This window comes from Psychrobacter sp. Ps1 (assembly GCF_022129425.1).
Taxonomy (GTDB): Bacteria; Pseudomonadota; Gammaproteobacteria; order Pseudomonadales; family Moraxellaceae; genus Psychrobacter.
Genome location: NZ_JADQAN010000007.1, coordinates 62,019 through 82,692, shown reverse-complemented (window position 1 = coordinate 82,692; position 20,674 = coordinate 62,019). Strand labels below are relative to the sequence as shown.

18 protein-coding genes and 1 tRNA gene are annotated in these 20,674 nt (G+C 43.8%); 8 read left to right on the top strand and 11 right to left on the bottom strand.

The features are described 5' to 3' along the window. Nucleotide 1: 1 nt before the first annotated feature. The 3 genes from mreD to I3249_RS05200 all read right to left on the bottom strand — a co-directional run bounded on the left by mreD (nt 2) and on the right by I3249_RS05200 (nt 2,833). A complete protein-coding gene (gene mreD / locus I3249_RS05210) occupies nt 2-487 on the bottom strand; it encodes a rod shape-determining protein MreD (RefSeq protein ID WP_057758689.1) in 486 nt (161 codons plus the stop codon). A 143-nt stretch (nt 488-630) separates the two neighbouring features. Further along, complete coding sequence (mreC, locus tag I3249_RS05205) at nt 631-1,491, bottom strand: rod shape-determining protein MreC (RefSeq protein WP_102077941.1); 861 nt, start codon at nt 1,489-1,491, stop codon at nt 631-633. 313 nt (nt 1,492-1,804) lie between these two features. Further along, on the bottom strand, nt 1,805-2,833 hold the full coding sequence (locus tag I3249_RS05200) for a rod shape-determining protein (protein WP_082624553.1): 1,029 nt from the start codon (nt 2,831-2,833) through the stop codon (nt 1,805-1,807). A 690-nt stretch (nt 2,834-3,523) separates the two neighbouring features. On the opposite strand from I3249_RS05200, the gene gatC reads away from it, so the two are divergent. The 7 genes from gatC to I3249_RS05165 all read left to right on the top strand — a co-directional run bounded on the left by gatC (nt 3,524) and on the right by I3249_RS05165 (nt 9,504). After that, a complete protein-coding gene (gene gatC / locus I3249_RS05195) occupies nt 3,524-3,838 on the top strand; it encodes an Asp-tRNA(Asn)/Glu-tRNA(Gln) amidotransferase subunit GatC (RefSeq protein WP_238068983.1) in 315 nt (104 codons plus the stop codon). A gap of 81 nt (nt 3,839-3,919) precedes the next feature. Next, nucleotides 3,920-5,416: an Asp-tRNA(Asn)/Glu-tRNA(Gln) amidotransferase subunit GatA gene (gene gatA, locus I3249_RS05190; RefSeq protein ID WP_238068981.1), complete on the top strand. Its 1,497-nt coding sequence runs from the start codon at nt 3,920-3,922 to the stop codon at nt 5,414-5,416. Beyond that, the gene (gene gatB / locus I3249_RS05185) at nt 5,413-6,942 is read left to right on the top strand and encodes an Asp-tRNA(Asn)/Glu-tRNA(Gln) amidotransferase subunit GatB (RefSeq protein WP_238069012.1); all 1,530 of its coding nucleotides are present in this window, start codon (nt 5,413-5,415) and stop codon (nt 6,940-6,942) included. Before gatA ends, gatB begins: the two co-directional genes overlap by 4 nt. A gap of 114 nt (nt 6,943-7,056) precedes the next feature. Next, nucleotides 7,057-7,133: transfer RNA gene (locus I3249_RS05180), tRNA-Pro, on the top strand. Between the two features lie 30 nt (nt 7,134-7,163). After that, on the top strand, nt 7,164-8,129 hold the full coding sequence (locus I3249_RS05175) for a hypothetical protein (protein WP_238068980.1): 966 nt from the start codon (nt 7,164-7,166) through the stop codon (nt 8,127-8,129). A 116-nt stretch (nt 8,130-8,245) separates the two neighbouring features. Then, on the top strand, nt 8,246-8,425 hold the full coding sequence (locus I3249_RS05170; protein ID WP_238068979.1) for a hypothetical protein: 180 nt from the start codon (nt 8,246-8,248) through the stop codon (nt 8,423-8,425). Nucleotides 8,426-8,526: 101 nt separating this feature from the next. Continuing rightward, the gene (locus tag I3249_RS05165; RefSeq protein WP_238068978.1) at nt 8,527-9,504 is read left to right on the top strand and encodes a DUF1853 family protein; all 978 of its coding nucleotides are present in this window, start codon (nt 8,527-8,529) and stop codon (nt 9,502-9,504) included. Nucleotides 9,505-9,585: 81 nt separating this feature from the next. On the opposite strand, the gene I3249_RS05160 is transcribed toward I3249_RS05165, so the two are convergent. From I3249_RS05160 to I3249_RS05130, 7 genes are all read right to left on the bottom strand, one after another. Then, nucleotides 9,586-10,128, bottom strand: coding sequence for a DUF2726 domain-containing protein (locus I3249_RS05160; protein ID WP_238068977.1), 543 nt, complete (start codon nt 10,126-10,128; stop codon nt 9,586-9,588). Between the two features lie 251 nt (nt 10,129-10,379). Beyond that, complete coding sequence (locus tag I3249_RS05155) at nt 10,380-11,585, bottom strand: LysM peptidoglycan-binding domain-containing protein (RefSeq protein ID WP_238068976.1); 1,206 nt, start codon at nt 11,583-11,585, stop codon at nt 10,380-10,382. 258 nt (nt 11,586-11,843) lie between these two features. Further along, on the bottom strand, nt 11,844-13,217 hold the full coding sequence (gene folC, locus I3249_RS05150; protein WP_238068975.1) for a bifunctional tetrahydrofolate synthase/dihydrofolate synthase: 1,374 nt from the start codon (nt 13,215-13,217) through the stop codon (nt 11,844-11,846). A gap of 199 nt (nt 13,218-13,416) precedes the next feature. Then, a complete protein-coding gene (accD, locus tag I3249_RS05145) occupies nt 13,417-14,364 on the bottom strand; it encodes an acetyl-CoA carboxylase, carboxyltransferase subunit beta (protein ID WP_201556172.1) in 948 nt (315 codons plus the stop codon). Between the two features lie 397 nt (nt 14,365-14,761). Beyond that, complete coding sequence (gene trpA / locus I3249_RS05140; RefSeq protein WP_238068974.1) at nt 14,762-15,586, bottom strand: tryptophan synthase subunit alpha; 825 nt, start codon at nt 15,584-15,586, stop codon at nt 14,762-14,764. Nucleotides 15,587-15,728: 142 nt separating this feature from the next. Continuing rightward, nucleotides 15,729-17,003, bottom strand: coding sequence for a tryptophan synthase subunit beta (gene trpB, locus I3249_RS05135; RefSeq protein WP_238068973.1), 1,275 nt, complete (start codon nt 17,001-17,003; stop codon nt 15,729-15,731). A 160-nt stretch (nt 17,004-17,163) separates the two neighbouring features. Beyond that, nucleotides 17,164-17,865 carry a phosphoribosylanthranilate isomerase gene (locus I3249_RS05130; protein WP_346268578.1) on the bottom strand — a complete coding sequence of 234 codons (702 nt, stop codon included), beginning with the start codon at nt 17,863-17,865 and terminating at the stop codon, nt 17,164-17,166. Nucleotides 17,866-18,036: 171 nt separating this feature from the next. On the opposite strand from I3249_RS05130, the gene I3249_RS05125 reads away from it, so the two are divergent. After that, nucleotides 18,037-19,653 carry an FAD-binding domain-containing protein gene (locus I3249_RS05125; RefSeq protein ID WP_238068971.1) on the top strand — a complete coding sequence of 539 codons (1,617 nt, stop codon included), beginning with the start codon at nt 18,037-18,039 and terminating at the stop codon, nt 19,651-19,653. A gap of 21 nt (nt 19,654-19,674) precedes the next feature. On the opposite strand, the gene I3249_RS05120 is transcribed toward I3249_RS05125, so the two are convergent. Continuing rightward, nucleotides 19,675-20,415, bottom strand: coding sequence for a DUF4230 domain-containing protein (locus I3249_RS05120; RefSeq protein WP_238068969.1), 741 nt, complete (start codon nt 20,413-20,415; stop codon nt 19,675-19,677). Nucleotides 20,416-20,674 lie beyond the last annotated feature (259 nt).

The window sequence follows — 20,674 nt, the reverse complement described above, 5'->3', positions numbered from 1 at the left end:
ATCAACGTGAAAACTTGCGTAAAGCAAACAGTACGAGTGGCCAGCTAATGATACTCATAAACAATGACAAAGCAGACTGAGCAACAAAGACGTTTTGAATAAACATCTGTAGTATCCATAGATTTAACTGAAAGACAATCAGCCCTAGACTAGCAATCAGCCACGCACTAACGGTATTCAGCTGTCTGACATAGATACTGGTAATTTTGATAACCAGTGCAACCACAACAGCGGCGAACGCTTGCTGCCCTAAATGGGTATCCATCAATAAATCAGCAATTAGCCCAACTGTAAATGCGGTAAAAATACCGACATAGCGCGGCTGAAACAATAACCAATAGATCAGCACCATGATCATGACCATGGGACGCAGTGTGGCCATGCTTGGGCTTAGTGGATAGACATTGAGTGATGATGCAGCGATGAAACTCAGAACAATCACAACTATCAATAGTACCGTGGCATTCTCAGAATCAGGATACGACATGGGTACTTACCTTAGCGAGTGTTTGATGGTTGCGGTTATATTGTCGATTGGATATTGGCAAGGTGAATACCATAAGTGGACAGAGCTTTAAAACATTAATAAACCAGCTAGTTAGCCGTCAATACCTTGGCTTACGTCGTTATCTACGGAGCAATAGCAGCAGCATTGTTCTCGTTTAGCAGCTTGTCTTGAAGTATTAAAACATAGGCATTGTCGATAAAGTTGGCTGCTGGAGTAACTTCGATCGTTCTAAAGTTATCGGTTTGCTCGTCTTTGACATGCGCGATACGCCCTACTCGATAACCTGCCGGAATACGTCCGCCCAATCCTGACGACACTAGCTCATCACCTACCCGCACATCCGATGTTTTGAAGACGTAATTGAGACTCAATGAAGATGGGATACCTTGGCCTGTAACGATGGCGCGCTGACCAGTACGCTTAACAGTAACCGCAACTGACTGCTGCTCATCTGTAATCAACAACAAACGGCTAGTATTCGGATAGACATTGATAATCTGTCCTAATACACCGTCTTCATCGATGACCGTTTGCCCAACTTGCACACCGTCCTGCTCACCTTTATTAAGTACGACAATCTGTCTGAGCAAGTTGGTATCTGTGCCGATGACTTGCGCCAAATTAAGATCGAACTGCTCGGGCTTAGTGGTAGATAAGATACCTTGCAGGCGTGCGTTCTGCGCCAAAATATAATCTTGCTGTTGTAGCTTGGCATGCGCGTGTATCAATTGCGACTTTAGCTGCATGTTTTCGCGACGCAATGCTTCTTTTGATTGCAGACTACCACCAGCCCAATGCTTGGCATAGCTTGGTAATAGAGACAGCTCATAGATTGGCTGCATGGCGGCATGACTGGTGCTACGTACTGGCTTGAACCAATCAGAGTTTTTGCTATCAAACCACATCAAGATTAAGGCTGCTATCAATACGATAACAGTCTTACGAAGTGATAACGGCTGGCGCGCAAAAATACTTGGAGTCATAAGTCGTCTGATTTAAGGATTCTAAAATGAACAATAGCACTTATTTACAGCATGAGTGTTTATCGAGGATATGGGGTTCTAGCACAAATGAATGCAATTAAAGGTAGCACAATCGGCTACCTTTAATTTTATATATAGTCAATTTTCTATAAATTGGATACAGTGTCAGTCACGCTCAGCCTAATACTTGTAGTACTTTCGCTCGGCTTTTCTGTATCCAAATTATCTTGAACCGACTATACTTATAGTTTCATCATTCACATACATCATCATATATTGCCAAGACTATATAGCAATTAAGGATAAAGATGACTTAAACAAAAATCATGTTTAAACTTTTGTTATTGATGAAATCAAGCGCGATACCACCACCACGGCTAACGCAGGTTAATGGATCTTCTGCTACCGTCACTGGCAAACCGGTCTCTTGTGAGATAAGTTTGTCTAAGTCACGTAATAGTGCGCCGCCACCTGTCAATACAATGCCACGCTCAGCGATATCTGATGATAGCTCTGGCGGAGTCTGCTCAAGTGCTACTTTTACAGCGCTAACAATACCGCTCAATGGATCAGTCAACGCTTTTTGCACTTCTTCTGAATTGACAGTAAAGGTCTTTGGCACACCTTCTGCCATGCTACGACCACGAACTTCTACTTCTAGTTGGCTGTCTTCATTCAATGCAGAACCGACTTCTTTTTTGATACGCTCAGCAGTCGTCTCACCGATGACACAACCATGCGTACGGCGTACATGAGTGATGATCGCTTCATCAAACATATCACCACCGATACGAATCGACTCAGCATATACGCAACCAGACAGGGCGATAACAGCAATCTCAGTTGTACCACCACCGATATCCACAACCATAGAACCACTGGCTTCATGAACTGGCATACCAGCACCGATAGCCGCAGCCATTGGCTCTTCTAGCAATAGTACTTTGCTTGCACCTGCTGATGATACTGCCTCACGAATCGCCTTGCGCTCAACTAGAGTAGACTTACATGGTACACAAACCACGACGTTAGGCTGTGCCATAAAACGCTTGGCTTTTACTTTAGCGATAAAGTGCTTAAGCATTTTTTGCGTCACTTCAAAATCAGCAATCACACCGTCTTTTAACGGGCGAATCGCTGTGATGTTCGCAGGCGTACGACCTAGCATCTGCTTGGCATCGATACCAACAGCGGCGACGGTCGGGTTCTGAGTACGATTGCTTCGTAACGCGACCACCGTAGGCTCGTCAAGCACGACGCCTTTATTAGGAATAAAGATTAGGGTGTTCGCAGTACCGAGGTCGATAGCGATATTATTTGATAAAAATCCAAACAGGTTCATGACTAATATATCCAGCGTCTTACGAATGAGGCGAATGAGATTGACTGAGGTGTTACTCGTCAGTGTTGAGCAGGTCGTCGTTAAACATTACTTGTGGCAACAGTTAATCATCCCAACAAGTCAAAATTCAAACAATAATGATGAAATGAAAAAACTGAGCTAAATTATACCGATTTAGCTCAAAAAAACATAGATATTTGCATCAGTAAGTAAGGATTTTTGTCTTAGACGCCAAAAGTTGTTACAAAGTTTGAAATAGTAGTGAATATCATTCAACTCAATGAAACATCATTTAATCTGATAACTAACAAGGCTCTACAGGCAGATGAATGTTTTGCTTAATAGCAGATGCATACTGTAACGTATTTTAGAAGCTAATTGGAGAGCAATTGAGGAACAATGATGAATTAGGGGGTCAGTTTTGCAATTCTCTGTAAATCATTGTGTCTTAATTGGCATTATGGCTTGTCTGACACCATATCTTATTTAATATTACGTCTTTATCAATTCAGCCTGTTGGTTGAGATTGTGCATCAATCAAGCGTCATGCTCTGTAAACTTGAGTCAGATGCTTTATAATAAGCCCACTTACTATTTGTTTATATTTTAATTGTTTCTATTTTAACGCTTACGTATTTTCCTTTTCGTAATCAACTACTCTAACAAAAACTGTCCTTAACTGGAGAAACTATGTCTCATCAGCCAGCAACGTCTGACAGCAACGTCAGCCGTGAAGAAATCCTAGAAGTTGCCAACCTTGCCCGCTTAGGTGTCGATGAAAGTACAGCCGATAGCTATGCTGATGATATCAGTAAAGTATTAAAACTGATGAATACGCTATCTAACGTTGATACGACAGACATCAAGCCACTAGCTAATATCCATGAAGCTTGCCAAGAGCTGCGTGCTGATGTGGCAAAACACGATATCAATCGTGAGCGTAATCAGTCAGTTGCGCCTGCCGTAGAAGAAGGCTTATATCTAGTGCCTCAGGTGATTGAATAATAGTGGCTGAATAACACAATTACGCATTTGCCATTATCCTATTTTATTTTATGCTATTAACATTTTGACGGACGACACCTTATGTCTGAACTTCATTTATTAAGTACCGAGCAGCTCATTACTGGCTTGCAAAACAAACAATTTAGCAGCGCAGAATTAACCGAACACTACATTAAGCGTATCGACGCGCTAGACAGCAAGATTAACAGCTTTATCACCCATACTTCTGAGACAGCACGCGCACAAGCAAAAGCGGCAGACGAGATGCGTGCACAGGGCGACCAACGTCCACTACTTGGCGTACCAATGGCGCACAAAGATATCTTTTGTACCCAAGGCGTACTGACCACTTGTGGCTCAAAGATGCTACATAACTTTGTCTCACCATATGACGCGACTATCGTTTCTAACATCGATAAAGCTGGCATGATCAGCTTAGGTAAGCTCAATATGGACGAGTTTGCGATGGGCTCAGACAACAGTAGCTCTTACTACGGCACCGTACAGAACCCTTGGAACCTAGAGCGCGTCCCTGGTGGCTCGTCAGGTGGTAGTGCTGCCGCCGTTGCCGCTGGTTTTGTCCCTGTTGCTACCGGTAGTGATACGGGTGGCTCTATTCGTCAGCCTGCTTCATTTTGTGGCCTAACAGGTATCAAACCTACTTATGGCCGTGTGTCACGCTTTGGTATGATTGCCTACGCCTCAAGTCTGGATCAAGCGGGTAGCATGGGACGCAGCGCTAAAGATTGCGCCTACCTACTCCAGCCAATGATTGGTCACGATCCACGCGATGCGACTTCTATCAAATATGACATGCCTGACTATGTACAAGACATCAACGATGCAGAAGCCGCTGCTGGTGACAAACCATTTGCTGGCTTGCGTATTGGTGTGGCCAAAGAATACTTCGGCACAGGACTTGATAGCGAAGTCGAGCAAGCAGCACGTGCCGCTTTAAAGAAGTACGAAGAGCTGGGCGCAACGATTGTAGAAGTGAACATCACTGATCCTGAGATCACGCTTGCCACTTACTACATGCTAGCGCCTGCTGAAGCATCATCAAACCTATCACGCTTCGATGGCGTACGTTTTGGCTATCGCTGTGAGAACCCAACCGACCTTATCGACCTATACACGCGCTCACGTTCTGAAGGCTTTGGCCCTGAAGTACAACGCCGTATCTTGACAGGAACGTATGCGCTATCAGCTGGTTATTTCGATGCTTACTATACCAAAGCACAGAAGATTCGCCGCTTAATCGTCAAAGACTTTGATGAAGCATTTGCTAGCTGTGATGTGATTGCTAGCCCAACTGCACCGACGGCAGCTTACAAGCTTACTGACAACCTAGATCCTGCAACGATGTATTTAGGTGACGTTTATACCATCGCGGTCAACCTAGCAGGTCTACCTGCCCTCAGTCAGCCAGTTGGTTTGACGACTGAAGGCCTACCTATTGGCTTGCAATTAATCGGTAAGCACTGGCAAGAGAGTCAACTGCTCACGACTGCGCATCTGTTCCAGCAGCATACTGATCATCACCTACAACACTCTACCATCGCAAAGGAGACGGTATAATGAGTACAGTTACTACTGATAACAATGCCGTCCGTGAACACTCCGTGCGTAAAGAGCTATTTGTCGATGGCTATGAAGTGGTCATCGGTATCGAGATTCACTGCCAGCTAAATACGGAAAGTAAGATCTTCTCAAGTGCGCCGACTGACTTTGGTCATGAGCCAAACAGTCAAGCAAGTATCGTCGATCTAGGTTTGCCTGGCGTATTACCAGTGTTAAATGCTGGTGTGGTCGATCGTGCGCTAAAATTCGGTATCGGTGTCAATGCTGAGCTAGGTCTGTTTAATACGTTTGACCGTAAAAACTACTTCTACCCTGACCTGCCTAAAGGCTATCAAATCACTCAGATGGCTAATCCTATCGTGGGTGAAGGCTATATCGATGTCGTGGTCAATGAAGGCGAAAAGAACGAATACCCTAAACGTATGGGTATCACCCGCGCGCATCTAGAAGAAGATGCAGGTAAATCTGTCCATGACGCAGTCGACGGTATGACTGGTGTGGATTTGAACCGTGCTGGTACGCCACTAATCGAAATCGTCTCTGAGCCAGACATGCGCTCAGCTCACGAAGCACTTGCCTACATCAAAGCCATCCATCAGCTAGTTACTTGGCTAGGTATCTCAGACGCAGTGATGGCCGAAGGCTCATTCCGCTGTGACTGTAACGTCTCTGTGCGCAAGCCAGGCGCTGATCTCGGTACGCGTACTGAGCTAAAAAACCTAAACTCGTTCCGCTTTATCGAACGTGCTATCAATCGTGAAATCGAACGTCAAATCGATATCTTGGAAGATGGCGGCAAAGTCGTACAAGCAACCATGCTATATGATCCAGAGCGTGATGAAACACGCACCATGCGTACCAAAGAAGACGCCAACGACTATCGCTACTTCCCTGATCCTGACTTGCTACCTGTCCGAATTGAGCAGCATACCGTTGACGCGATCAAAGCAGCCATGCCAGAGCTACCTGTCGCTCGCCGTGCACGCTTTGAAGAAGCGCTGGGTCTATCAGAATATGACGCTCGTATCTTAACTGGTAGTCGTCAAATTGCTGACTATTTCGAAGATGTAGTGGCTGAAATCGGACAGCAAGATGCCAAAATGGCTGGCAACTGGGTCATGGGCGACTTACTCGGCGCACTGAACAAAGATGACACTGACATCATCGACTCTCCTATCAGCGCCAAACAATTGGCTGGCATGCTCAAGCGTATCAAAGATGACACGCTATCTGGCAAATTGGCCAAAAAAGTCTTTAGTGCCCTATATGAGCGCGAAGGCGGCGATGGCGATGATGCAGCAGATAAAATCATCAAAGACAAAGGCCTCAAGCAAGAAACCGATACTGGCGCTATCAAAGCGATGGTCGAAGAAGTCATCGCAAAAAATGAAGCGATGGTAGAAGAGTATCGCGGCGGTAAGGAAAAAGCCTTTAACGGTCTAGTCGGTCAGGTCATGAAAGCCAGTCGCGGTAGTGCTAACCCACAGCAAGTGAACCAAATTCTAAAAGAATTATTGGGTTAACATTGACTGCTAAGCGATTATACTGACTATGCTAGGCAGAATAATATTGTAGATTTTGGCTGCTAGAAATAGCCCTTGCAATATACATAATTTTGCGTAAAATAGTCAGTCACTCGGGGCGTAGCGCAGTCTGGTAGCGCACTACACTGGGGGTGTAGTGGTCGCAGGTTCAAATCCTGCCGTTCCGACCAAACATAGCAGTAATAGAGAAAAGCCAATCATTGTTTTCAATGGTTGGCTTTTTTTTGTTGATATCAGTTAAAATAAAAAGCTATATAGCTATTTTTGAGATTGAAGTGATGAATATTTTGGCTGAGGTTTTTCTGTCTATTGAAGACGTAGCTATATATTTGGAAGAATACGGATACAAATACAATTTGGAAAAACAGCACGAATATAGAAGGTTATATTCTAAAATCTATGACTTGAACACTCAAAATAATGTGGCAGTTTTATTCCATTATTATGGGATGTTGCAAGAAGAAATAGAGGAAGTCGAGTACGATGAGGACCTTTATACTAATGAACCAGTGAGAGTTCCAATATACCGAGAAGTTCATAATATTCATACTAATGATCATTATCATGTAAATACAAAATTTTTGAAAAAAATACTTATAAATGAAGAACAAGTTGAAATAGATCGTTATATTTCAAAGTATGGTGACACTGTATCTAACCCTCAGAATCATGAAATACATTATTACTTACATAGTAGTATTCTTCTTTCTTCAAGAGATATTCGAATTCCAAAAATAGAATTAGATAATTTATTTCAAGAAGTTATATCAACTAATAGTAATATATCAAACAACACTAACTCAATGGGTGTTCCAAACATAATAAAAGATAATCCTGAGAGAGATGCTGAGACTTACCAGAAGCTTGACGCTGCTAGAGCTACTATTGAACAGCAAGAACAAGAGATAGTTTCTCTTAAAAATCAATTAGAACAAGCGCGCACTCCAATCAATATTAGCAACAAAGAAGGGCAAGGCGATAGCTTGTTGATACTAGGAGCAGTCATGCATTGTATAAAAGATGCTGCTAAAAAGAACTATACTCAAGAACTACTGACGCGAACTATTTTAACTAAGTACAAAGGTATTAGTGGCATATCAGAAAGCACTTTAAAAAAGAAATATTCAGAAGCCAAAGTCTATTTACAACAAAGGCTTACGCCCTAATAAATAGCTATTAGAAATTATCAAAAGTTCTATAGAAACGACAAATACTATTCTTTAACTTAGTCTGATCCATACCAGCCGTATCAATCAAGTTACGGTAAATATGGAGCTAGACAATGACCCAGAAAGATCACACCCCACTTAATCTAGAACAACAGCCACCGCATAACGTGACTAGCAACTTATCAAAACGGCTACTGCCAATACTAAAAACGGTACTTAGCATTCTATTGCCTTACTTACTATCACCGCCTGATATCAGCATTCATATCCATCACATTAATATCCTGTTTTGAGCCAAAAAACTGAGCACTGCCCTAGCGGATACTTGTCATCTATAGACTTTTATAGAGCGAGCCGTTAGGGTAAATGCTACACCTTCACACTGGTTTATACTATGTCCGAGCCTGTCAATCAGCCCACATTTAATCACCTCATAGATAATGCACCTTGGGAACGTTACCGCCGACCTTATGTGCGCGATTTGGCTTATGTACTGTCGTGTCCCAATGTTTTGACACAGTGGCTAGACTTTGCTCCGCATCAAAATACACATACCGTTGCCGTGCATAGCGCACAATTTTGGCAGACGCAGTTTGAGGCGTATGAGAAGCGATTAACAGAGCTAGACACCACTGCCGCCTATCAAGAACTGACTCGCTATTTGCTCAAACGCCCCAGTCCCAATCGGCTGGGTTTTCATTTTGAAGGTTTACTGTCATTTTGGTTAGAGGATGGATTTGCACGCAAGCTGCATCCGTATGAAACACTGGCTAGCAATGTGCAGCTCTATAATGGTAAGCAGACGACTGGTGAGCTTGATTTGATTTTGTATAACCATGCAGAACAGCTGGTTGAACATTGGGAGCTAGCCATTAAGTTTTTTATGGGGTCAGCACCTTTTGAGCCCGTGAACTGGGTTGGAATCAATTCCAATGACAATCTACAGCGTAAAATGACGCACATGCAAACCAAGCAGTTTCGAGCGGTGTGGGTAGATACAGAAAACCACGGACAGGTAAAAATCGATAAGCGTTATGGTGTGATCAAAGGCCGATTCTTTTTACCGATTAACACAGCTAATTGCGGCGATTATGATTGGCCATATTGGCTAACGCCGAGTTTTCCAATACATGAGTGGTGCGATAAAAGGGACATGGCAGGTCTTGCAACGATTGACAATACAGATTTGCGAGCCGCGCATTATATTGAATGGTTCACCAAGCGCGACTTTTATGATGGGCGAACTGCTTATGATGGTCGGCAGCAGCCGATATTTTGGTCAGATAGCGAGCTACCTAAAACAGGTCTGTATTTTGAAGGTAAACGACCAATCGTTATTTACCCAAGGCAATCAGACCAGCTCGATGAATAAATTTAGCTAACCTAAATTTTTAAGATGAAACTGCTTGGATAATGTTTTAGCCTTAACAATCGAACAGCTTTCATAGAATGCTTAATAGCTCTCAATCACTTGCATTAGCTCATATCTAAGCATATCGGCACTCGGCATACGCTCAGCATGGAAGCGCACCATCGCAATACCTGCACTAGCAAGTGCCTTATCTTTTTTATCATCCGCTTTTTGGCGGGCTTTGCTACTATGCGTCCAGTCATCAAGCTCGATAGCGACCAAGGTAGTCTGAGCATCGATATCCACAATCACATAGTCAACGCTCTGACGGCAGATACGATTGAACCAAAAGCTACGCTCTGATGTCTCACTACTATTGGCTTCAATGATCCGTGACAGCTGTACTTGGACAAATATATGATACTCCGGCAGCGCATTTTTTAACTTATTAAAAAATATCACTTCCGTATCGGTCATAATCGGCATCGGCGCAAATGGCCAAATAGCCAATTCATCCCCGCGCACAGGTTTTGGATCTGGCTCAACGACAGGGCGCTTCGTCAGTAGTGTTGGTAGCAGCTTCGGTAACGTAATCAGCCCCAAAAACCCAACGGCCAATATTAAAAATATAACACCAAACGACATGGTTCTACCTTATACAATATGAGAGTGATGGGCTACTTGTCATTATTAATAACAATCAATAATGCGCCGATCACGACAAGGCAACCTATATAGGCTGACAGGTTATACAACAACGGATTATGAAAATGGCGCTCATCTTAACTAAGGCGGCGCCAATCAGCAATCTATAAAACAAAAAACACGACAGTATTTGTCGTGTTTTTATATAAAGTAGATAAAAGCCGAATCCAGACCGTTAGCAATACTCTAGCTTAACGCCAGTAAAGTACCCAAGCGCTGGTCGTATTTACTTTAGGGTCACTATTAATTTTATCTTTTAATGCCAATGCTGCGACTTTACCACGTTCAGGCCCAACCACGACACGGACACCGCGACTGGTCGCACTGGTCTTGACTTGATAACCTGCTGCTCGGAATTTTTTCGCTAATTCATCCGCTTTGGCTTGATCATTTGCTAGCGCTACTTGCACTCCAAAGCTACCTTTAGCGTCTGTTTCTTTGACTTCTTTACGCGCTTCACTCAATTTTTGCTGCGCTTCACGTTTTGCATCGGCAGATTTCTTCGCTAGCGCTTCTTCTTGTTGGCGCTTCTTCTCACGCGCTTGTTCAGCGGCAGCCGCTTCACGTTCTAAACGTTGTACCTGTTTGCTCGATGGGATGGTGATACTTTGACCTAGTTGTAGCGCTGCCGATGGTGATAAGTTGTTGGCTTGAGCCAATACTTCTACAGGCATATTATATTGTCTTGCCAGTTTGATGAGTCCATCACCTTTCTTAATTTGGTATTCAGAAGGCGATTTTGGTGGCTCGTTTTTAGCCGCTTCAGCTGCTTCTCTTTTTCTCTCAGCCGCTGCTTGGGCTTCCGCCTGCTTTTTTGCTTCGGCTAGTTTCTCTGCCTCCGCTTTTTTTTTGCTCTCGGCAAGTTTTTTAGCAGCCGCTTGCTCTTTGATAGCCGCTTGCCTTTGGGCTTCTTGTTGCTCTTGAGCCGCTTTTTGCTTCTCGGCTTCGCTAGACTTTGTAGTATCAGTAGTAGACTGACTCTCCGTACGAGGCTGAACGGTCAGATCTGTAGTAACGTCTTTTGTAGCCTCTGTACTGCTGATTTCATCAGTAGCTGGCGCACTATTGTCAACATATTGCTGGCTCTCAGCACGTGCCTTTGCCAATGCTTCTGCTTCAGCAACTTCCTGCTCTGTCAAAAACTCTTTTGCACGTTTTTCTTGCTCTGCAACGCGGGCTGCACGTTCTTTTTGCTTTTGCGCAAGGATACGTTTTTCTGTTTCGATATCAGTTGTGAGCGGCTGCGGAGACTCTTGCTCCGAGCTTGATTTATCGACCATCGCTGACATCGGCTCTGGTTGATCGCTATCACCAATCTGTTGCACCATGGCGTATAGCATCACGCTACCGCCGATAATCATCCCAATGCCCAATAAGGCTTGTCTCGAAAAGTTCATCCGTTTACGTCTCTTAGTTGGTAATAAGGTTGATTGAGCGGCGCAGCGACTATCTCAAAGCAGTATATCCAATCGCTTTAATCATGATCTCTTACCGCCAGTTACTGTCAGTTAATGCCATCAGGGTTCAAAATTTGTGCCGACCATCTTCTACTGGTCTGGCAAATCATTTTGATTATAAAGCATATTTTTCATGCTGTCTGCTATCAGGCTATGACTAAGATTAACATTAAACAGGCACTACTTTAACTTAAATTATCATACGCTAAGGGCAATTAATGCTTCCCCAATCGTATGAAACGAACCGCATACGACGATAAGGTCTTGCGGTTGGCTCGCCTCTATCACTGCATGGGTCGCTGTATGCAAACCATCAAACTCATATATATTGGTGCTATCGATATATTTAACCAACACACCTTGCAGCTGCTCAGTAGTCGCAGCACGAGGGTAATCAATCTCAGCGATAAACCAGTCACTAATCGGTAAGCCTGCTTGAGTTAAGCGCTGTACCACCTTATCAATATCTTTATCACCTAACATAGAAAATAGCATTTTTATCTTTGGTGTAGGGATATTCGCTAAGCTATCTTGATTAGTTTGCTTGGCTACATGCTGCTGCCAAAATGGTAATAGCTGCGCTAATAAGAACTCAACGCCTTGCTCATTATGCGCCACATCAAATAACCAATGACGGCTATGGCTCTCACGATAATCGAAGCGACCAGCTAATTTGACAGTTTGTAGTGCTTGCTCAATAGCATTGATATCCACATCTAATGGACTTGCTAATACTGCTGATAGTGCATTGGCCGTGTTAGTTAACGATAGCGCAGGACGTGGTAACTGCAAGGTAACCGCCGCATTACTGTATTGCCAAGTCGTTGAATCAATGTCGCGGTAGCTAAAATCTTGTCCTATTTGATAGCAAGTTGCCTGCTGGGTATCGATGGATTGCTTCACGCTATCTGGCATCTCAGTAGCACCGTAAATCAGAGGAATGCCTTTGCGCAAAATACCTGCTTTTTCGCGGCCAATATCCTCGACATTATCACCCAACCAGTCAATGTGATCGATACCGATATTGGTAATAACTGCCATGTCAGGATCAATGATATTGACCACATCTAGGCGTCCACCCAATCCTACTTCTAATACCCACACGTCACAATCTGCCTCAGCGAATATCAATAGCGCTGCCAGTGTGGTCATCTCAAAGAAAGACAACGTCAAATCACACTGTAAACGCGCTGCCTCTACTTTGCTAAAAGCCTCAATCAGCATCTGGTCGCTGACCATCTCGCCATTGATACGTACACGCTCGTTGAAGGCACTAAGATGTGGCGACTGGTATAGCGCCGTCTTGTACCCTGCGGCTTTACACATTTCGGCGATGACAGCAGTTGTAGAACCTTTGCCATTGGTACCTGCTACAGTAAATACATAAGCGTCATCTTTAGCTGACTGCACCACGCCTAACGCTTCTGCGACAGGCAATACACGTGACAATCCCATATCGATTGCAGACACATGAATCTGCTGCATATAATCGAGCCACTCAGTTAAGCTAGCACTTTCATTAGGACTATGGGTGTTGGGGCTGCGAAGGTCAGAGGCTAAAAGGTCAGACATGAATAGAACCTATATAAAATTTAATAAGAGATAGAAATATATGTGCTAGCTAAAACCAAAAATAGCACTTACCGTGCAATGACGATAAATGCTATTAGGGGTCTTGCATATGTAGTAGATGTTAGCACGCAGCTAAGTCATTATGCACTCAATAAATGATTCATTATACTGAGTCATTTACCTTATCGAGCATCTCATTTTACTGAGCATCTACATTTGGTACGCGGCATAGTTTTGCAAGTAGACGATAGATCGTATCGATTAGCTGATGACGATGTACCACTTCATCCACTACGCCATGCTCTAATAAGAACTCAGCGCGTTGGAATGGCTCTTCTAACGTCTCGCGTACAGTCTGCTCAATCACGCGCTTACCAGCAAAGCCAATCATCGCTTTTGGTTCTGCTAGATGAATATCACCCAGCATCGCCAGTGATGCAGTTACGCCGCCGTACACAGGATTGGTCAATACTACAATGTAAGGAATCCCAGCGATTCTTAGACGCTCAATCGCTGCTGCCGTGCGAGCCATTTGCATCAATGACAATAAGCCTTCTTGCATACGTGCACCGCCAGAAGCAGCAAAGCAAACCAAAGGTACTTTTTGCTCTAGCGCTTTTTCAGCTGCTTGAACGAAACGATCACCAACGACTGAACCCATTGACCCACCCATAAAGCGGAAATCGAAAGCACAGGCGACGATATCAAGGTTACGCAGTTTGCCATACATAGCAACCAACGCCTCAGTCTCACCTGTTTTTTCTTGTGCTTCACTCATACGCGCAGGATATGGCTTACTATCCACAAAGCTCAATGGATCTTTTGCCGTAAACTCCTGTCCTGTCTCACCGTCTACTTGATCAAGTAACCAGTTCAAGCGTTCACGAGCACTCATCGGTAAATGATGATCACAATGCGGGCAAACATAACAGTTAAAAATTAGCGCCGTGTTGGTAATCATCGAATGACAATTACTACACTTAGTTGACGGTTCAGTCTCTACCGCAGACAGTGGTGCAGTCAAATGCTGCTTGATACCTGGTATAGGACGGTTAAACCATGACTGCCTATCCGTATTGCTGTTTGGCGCGGCTTTAGCAGTATTGTTATCGGGTTTTGTTATTGTATCAGTCATATTATTTGCCATCATAAAAGGCTTATTGACAAGTTTGCTCATTCGCTTGTCATTGAGAGTTTAATGGTTGTCTAAACAAAGCGTCTAATACAGTCATAACATGAGCAGTCATGCGACATACTGATAAATAAATCTCGTATGTCGGTCATTTGATTATGCGCTTGTTGATAGATAATGTATTTGCCAATCAAAATGACTCACAAACTACCACTATCAGACACCATATAATAGTGATGTTAGTTTACACTCGTAAACTAATTTTAGCAAAGTCATTTAGTATTGTCTTCACGTAAAGCTTTTAAGTAAAGTCTTAGGTAAACAATAGCTTCGATTTGACTTTGCCATTTCAAATAACTACTTCTTCAAATAACTATCTCTTCAAGTAACAACAATATGAAAGCAATAGCTATTAAGCGCTTAAGCTATCTAACGCTTCACGTAGCTCATCCATTTTTGCCATGATGTTTTGCTGTGCATTTACAACCGCAGCAGTATCGTTGGCATCAATATCGGCAAAGTTCTGTACCAAGGCACTACCGACGATAACGCCATCTGCATGAATACCGATCGCTTTTGCAGAAGCTCCATCACGGATACCGAAGCCGACGCATACTGGTAGGTCTGTTTCTGCTTTGATTGCTTGAACTTGAGTTGCTACATCGTCAGTATCTAGCGTGGCTGAACCAGTCACACCTTTTAGTGATACATAATAAATATAGCCGCCACAATGAGTCAATACTTGCTCACGGCGCTCAGGCAACGTCGTGGGCGATAGCAAGAAAATCTCATTCATCGAATGATCTGTCAAATGCTGAGTGAAGCTACCCGCTTCTGCTGGTGGCAAATCTACCATCAATAAACCATCAACGCCTGACTGCTCACATAGCGCGACAAAGTTGTCATAGCCGATGATTTCAACAGGATTAAGATAGCCCATTAGGATAATTGGCGTTTGCGTATCTGTTTGACGGAATTCTGCGACCATTTTTAGTGCATCACGAGTACTCGTACCTGCTGCTAATGCACGCTCGCCAGCCAACGCTACAGTTGGACCATCTGCCATTGGATCAGAGAATGGTAAACCGACTTCGATCATATCGGCGCCGTGTTTCACTAAGTCATGCAATAGGCCTACGGTGGTGGTCGGATTAGGATCGCCTGCCATTACATAAGGAATCAAGGCTTTTTTATTTTGTGATTTTAAGGTTTCAAAGGTACTTTCAATTCTGGTCATAGTGGTCTCTTAATTGTTATAAACTGGCTTGTTTGACCTTTTGTCTAATCATGTATATTGAACAATAAAAGGTCAAACAATTTTTCTTATAAAGAAGAATCTAGTAACTTATAAATTTGATAACTTATAAAGATATTCGTTACTACAACTCAATCCCTTCTGCTTTCATCACTGAATGCAGATCCTTGTCACCGCGTCCTGACATATTAACGATAATCGTCTGATCAGGCGTCATGGTTTTAGCCAGTTTCAATGCATAAGCGACAGCATGAGCAGTTTCAAGCGCAGGAATGATGCCTTCTTTGCGCGTTGCTTCATGGAAGCCTTCTAACGCTTCTTTGTCCGTACAACCAACATACTCAACACGCTTCATGTCTTTTAGGAAGCTATGCTCTGGACCGACACCAGGATAGTCAAGACCCGCTGAGATAGAATGCGTCTCTTGAATCTGGCCATCATCATCTGCCATTAGGTAAGTACGGTTACCATGTAGCACGCCGATACGACCAGCCGCCAACGGTGCTGAGTGACGACCTGACTCGATACCATCGCCTGTTGCCTCGACGCCATACATCTTAACTTCAGTATCGTTCAAGAAGTCAAAGAACAAACCAATAGCGTTTGAGCCGCCACCGACACAGGCAACCAATGCATCAGGCATTTTGCCTGTTTTTTCTAGATGCTGAATGCGTGCTTCTTTACCGATAATCGCTTGGAAATCACGAACCAATAGCGGGTAAGGATGCGGGCCTGCCACAGTACCGATAATGTAATAGGTGCTATCGACATTGGTCACCCAGTCACGCATGGCTTCGTTCATTGCGTCTTTGAGCGTGCGTGAGCCAGAAGTGACAGGCACAACTGTCGCACCAAGCAAGCGCATACGATAGACGTTCATTTTTTGACGCTCGACATCGTCAGCACCCATATAGACGATACATTCTAGACCTAAGCGTGCCGCAATTGTTGCCGTCGCTACGCCATGCTGTCCTGCACCAGTCTCAGCGATGATACGTTTTTTGCCGCACATCTTGGCAAGCAATGCCTGACCAATGGTGTTATTTACTTTATGCGCGCCTGTATGGTTTAGATCTTCACGTTTGAAGTAAATTTGCGCACCGCCAATCTCATCGCTCAAACGCTTAGCATGATACAGTGGCGTTGGACGACCGACATAATTGACCAAATCATTGTGATACTCTTCCCAGAATGCTGGGTCTGCTTTTACTTTGGTATAAAGCGTTTCTAGCTCTTCTAGAGCAGCCATTAGCGTCTCAGAGACGAAACGCCCCCCATGCACACCAAAATGACCGCGCGCATCAGGATACTGGTTAAAGTCCTGTACATTTTCAGGATTGGTAAAAGTATTAACCGATTGTGCGGTAGCAGATAAATCTTTGTTCGCGACATGACTCATGATAATTCCTACTGTAATAAGTGGTATTTTTTAGATAACTTTAGATAAATAGAGAGAAAATAATAAAAAGGATAATAATCTAATCAGATTTAAGCAGAAAAATCGGAATAACGATCAACTAAGCAGATTACGTATCGCAAATAGCTTGATACAAACCCATTTAGATGGCGCCAGTGACCGTAGCGTTTTGCCATCGATCGCGCTTGACCGCTTTCATAAAGGCACGCATTTTGGCAGCGTCTTTTTTACCTTTATCAACCTCAATACCACCACTCACATCGGCGCCATAAATCGGCAAATCTAATGTAGCGGCAACATTATCGGCATCGAGTCCACCAGCCAAAACGATCGGTAGTGCGCTGTCATGTGGAATGAGACTCCAGTCAAAACGCTGCCCTGTACCGCCGTATGCATCTTGATGATAAGCATCCAGCAAAATACTACTGGCACCTGCAGTCGCAAATCTATTAATTTGGGCACGAACGCTATCGAGGGTGTCTTGCTCTGTATTGATACGTAATGCTTTGATCCAGCGTTTATTGACCATACCTGCCAGCTGTTGGCATTGCTCAGGCGTTTCATCACCATGGAACTGAATAATATCAAAAGAGACGTTGTTTGCTAACTTAATCAGCTCATCTTCAGGCATATTAACTACCAATGCCACCACACTGACAAAAGCAGGTACGGCAGCGCTCAGGGTTTGCGCCTGCTCTATCGTGACCGCACGTGGACTTGGTGGATAAAACACCAAACCCACTGCATCTGCACCTAACTGTGCTGCAGTCTGTATATCACTAAGCTGAGTAAACCCGCAAAACTTAACGTGCATTTTGTGACCTTGCGTTTCATGGTACTGAATATGAAACCGATTATAGCGGCATCAGATAGTTTCAAGCTAAAGATAAATCGTTAGATGTGATGAGGTTTTGTTAACCAAACGGCAAAGCCATTGCATCCAAAAACTTATCCTAGCATACTTTTATCCTTAGTTTTGTTTATGATTGCGATTGATTAATATAGGGATACTTTGATGTCTAAGACTGCACAGACAGCCGCTACTGATACTGACGACAATGTTACTAGCAAAAATCCACCGCATTACTTGATGTGGTTTCGTCGTGACCTACGCATTCATGACAATACTGCTTTAGCAGCGCTTTGTGAACGTGCAAAGGAAGACAACGCTTCAGTGTCTGCCGTATACTTTTTAACCCCTGAGCAGTGGCAAGCGCACGATACGTCTCTTGTACAAGTTGATCACATTGCTCGCACGCTACCTATTTTAGCAAAGGATTTGCAATCGCAACTGAACATCACTTTAACAGTACAGCTCTGCTCAGGCTTTGCTGACTGTATAGAGGCGCTCACGACTTTATGCAATGATAATGAAGTAAGCTGCGTCATGACCAATCACGAGTACGAGGGCAATGAGATTGATCGTGATGAACAATTAAGTAAACAACTTGCAAAAGACGATATCGAGTTTGTCCGCTGGCATGACCAATGCATTTTGCCACCGCAAAGCATCACGACCAATGATGGCGATAGTATGTATAAGGTCTTCACCCCATTTTATAAAAAATGGCGACATACGTTGGACGTCAGCAGCATTCAAATGCATGAAGCACCCGCAGTGGATAGCGATTATAAAATCAAACTACCATCATCGCAAACGTTTGCCAATACAATCGACGATATCGAAGCACTAAGTGAAAAAATGCTCAGTGACTATCAGCAGACATTAGAGAAGAACGACTCCTTGCAACATATCGATATGACAGCTCAGCTTGACCAAGCAAGAGATGCTTATCCTGCAGGTGAGTCTGCCGCTTGCCAGCGTCTAGAAGCATTCGTCGATGATGATATCAATGATTACGATGTAAGCCGTGATGTCCCCCACTTGCACGCAACCAGTCAGCTATCGGCTTACCTCACCATAGGCTCTATCAGTCCTAGATTCTGCTATCTACAGGCGATCAAAGCACAAGAGAAGCTACACGGCAATGATGGTGATAATGAAGACATCAATCGCTGGATAAGCGAGCTTGCGTGGCGAGACTTTTATCGTCATGTACTGGTCGAAAAACCAAACCTGATCCGTCATAAAGCCTATAAAGAAGAGACTGACACTAAGATCAATTGGTCATATGACAACGATGATTTTGAGACATGGTGCGCTGGAAAAACAGGCGTGCCATTGGTCGATGCCGCAATGCGTTGCCTAAATGCGACAGGGTTTATGCATAATCGCCTACGAATGGTCACAGCAATGTTTTTGACCAAAGACTTGCTGATTGATTGGCGCTTGGGTGAGCGCTACTTTATGCAGCAACTGATAGATGGGGATTTTGCCTCCAATAACGGTGGCTGGCAATGGAGCGCGTCGACAGGTACTGACTCAGCGCCCTACTTCCGTATTATGAACCCCTTTAGCCAAGCCAATACGCACGATCCTAAAGCTCTGTTTATTAAAACTTGGCTACCAGAGTTAAAAGATATTCCTAACAGTATCTTGCACAACGAAGACAAGATGCGTAAAGAGCTGGCAAAAGGTGGTAAGTTTGCCGATGTCGACTACCCTGCGCCGATGGTTGAGCATAAATCGGCACGCAAGCTAGCTATTGCTGAGTTTAAAAAAGAGGCTTAGTTTTAGAAAGTAACTAGCAGACTAGCCATTGGTAGTGACTGGCAACTGGCACGCGCCTGCGCCCTGAGTGGTAACCGTCACTACCGCTCCCGTGAGTGCAAACAGCTGCTGCAATTGGGTTTGTGCATTTTGCAGTGCCATATTCATGACATCACCTCGGCAGGCACGCTCAAGTACTTCTTTTTTTGCCATAGTCTGTGCTTGTGCCAGTATCTCAGGATCGACTTGCATCATACCAAAAGCCCCTGTCTGCCAGTCATAAATCTCGATATCATCTAGATATACTGAAAATATCTCTGTAGGCGGCAAAGTAATATTGATTTGCGGCATAGTGGCAGCTGGTGAGTTGGCATTAGCTACTTGCTCTTCGTCTGCATTAGCTTGAGCAGGTTGCACTACTTGTACCATCTCAGGCGTCAACGCACTCAGATCAACGCCTGCCTCTACGCGACCATGAGCGATGAACAAGGCCTTTTGCTCATCTTGCCACAGCTTCATCCAACTCCCCGGACGCTCACTCGTAATCACCGTATCAACACTAAATGCGACGGTATGTAAGCGATTTAACTGCTGAATTTGCGTAACCACCCCTTCGCGAGTAATCGTTTCTATTGGCGCTTCTTCTGGTTTGCTTTGCGCATTATAAATAGCAAAGGCAATCGCTGCTAGACCGATCAGTAATATCACCCACGACATTTTAGCAATAGGACGTTTCGCAGGCTTTTGAGTGGCATTAGCGTTATTCATATTAGGATTATCCATAGAGGCTACCTTTATAATTATAATGTTGCATCATCTTTATAAGACTAATAGCATTGTAAAAATATTACTGTGAAACCAAAACAGATGCTTAAACTATAAATACGACTATTGTGCAGCGACTTCAAGTAATAGCTACCATTCCTCTACATAACTTTATGCATAAACCTCTACGCAATCATCTTAATAAACTGTCTCTAAAATAAGCAGTGCTTTCGCTATAAAATCATATGAATAGCTCAATTATTTATCCCTTATTGAA

Excerpts from the sequence above, each read along its gene's own strand:
- mreD (WP_057758689.1), bottom strand. The coding sequence starts at position 487 with ATGTCGTATCCTGATTCTGAGAATGCCACGGTACTATTGATAGTTGTG.
- mreC (WP_102077941.1), bottom strand. The coding sequence starts at position 1,491 with ATGACTCCAAGTATTTTTGCGCGCCAGCCGTTATCACTTCGTAAGACT.
- I3249_RS05200 (WP_082624553.1), bottom strand. The coding sequence starts at position 2,833 with ATGAACCTGTTTGGATTTTTATCAAATAATATCGCTATCGACCTCGGT.
- gatC (WP_238068983.1), top strand. The coding sequence starts at position 3,524 with ATGTCTCATCAGCCAGCAACGTCTGACAGCAACGTCAGCCGTGAAGAA.
- gatA (WP_238068981.1), top strand. The coding sequence starts at position 3,920 with ATGTCTGAACTTCATTTATTAAGTACCGAGCAGCTCATTACTGGCTTG.
- I3249_RS05170 (WP_238068979.1), top strand. The coding sequence starts at position 8,246 with ATGACCCAGAAAGATCACACCCCACTTAATCTAGAACAACAGCCACCG.
- I3249_RS05165 (WP_238068978.1), top strand. The coding sequence starts at position 8,527 with ATGTCCGAGCCTGTCAATCAGCCCACATTTAATCACCTCATAGATAAT.
- I3249_RS05160 (WP_238068977.1), bottom strand. The coding sequence starts at position 10,128 with ATGTCGTTTGGTGTTATATTTTTAATATTGGCCGTTGGGTTTTTGGGG.
- I3249_RS05155 (WP_238068976.1), bottom strand. The coding sequence starts at position 11,585 with ATGAACTTTTCGAGACAAGCCTTATTGGGCATTGGGATGATTATCGGC.
- folC (WP_238068975.1), bottom strand. The coding sequence starts at position 13,217 with ATGTCTGACCTTTTAGCCTCTGACCTTCGCAGCCCCAACACCCATAGT.
- accD (WP_201556172.1), bottom strand. The coding sequence starts at position 14,364 with ATGGCAAATAATATGACTGATACAATAACAAAACCCGATAACAATACT.
- trpA (WP_238068974.1), bottom strand. The coding sequence starts at position 15,586 with ATGACCAGAATTGAAAGTACCTTTGAAACCTTAAAATCACAAAATAAA.
- trpB (WP_238068973.1), bottom strand. The coding sequence starts at position 17,003 with ATGAGTCATGTCGCGAACAAAGATTTATCTGCTACCGCACAATCGGTT.
- I3249_RS05125 (WP_238068971.1), top strand. The coding sequence starts at position 18,037 with ATGTCTAAGACTGCACAGACAGCCGCTACTGATACTGACGACAATGTT.
- I3249_RS05120 (WP_238068969.1), bottom strand. The coding sequence starts at position 20,415 with ATGGATAATCCTAATATGAATAACGCTAATGCCACTCAAAAGCCTGCG.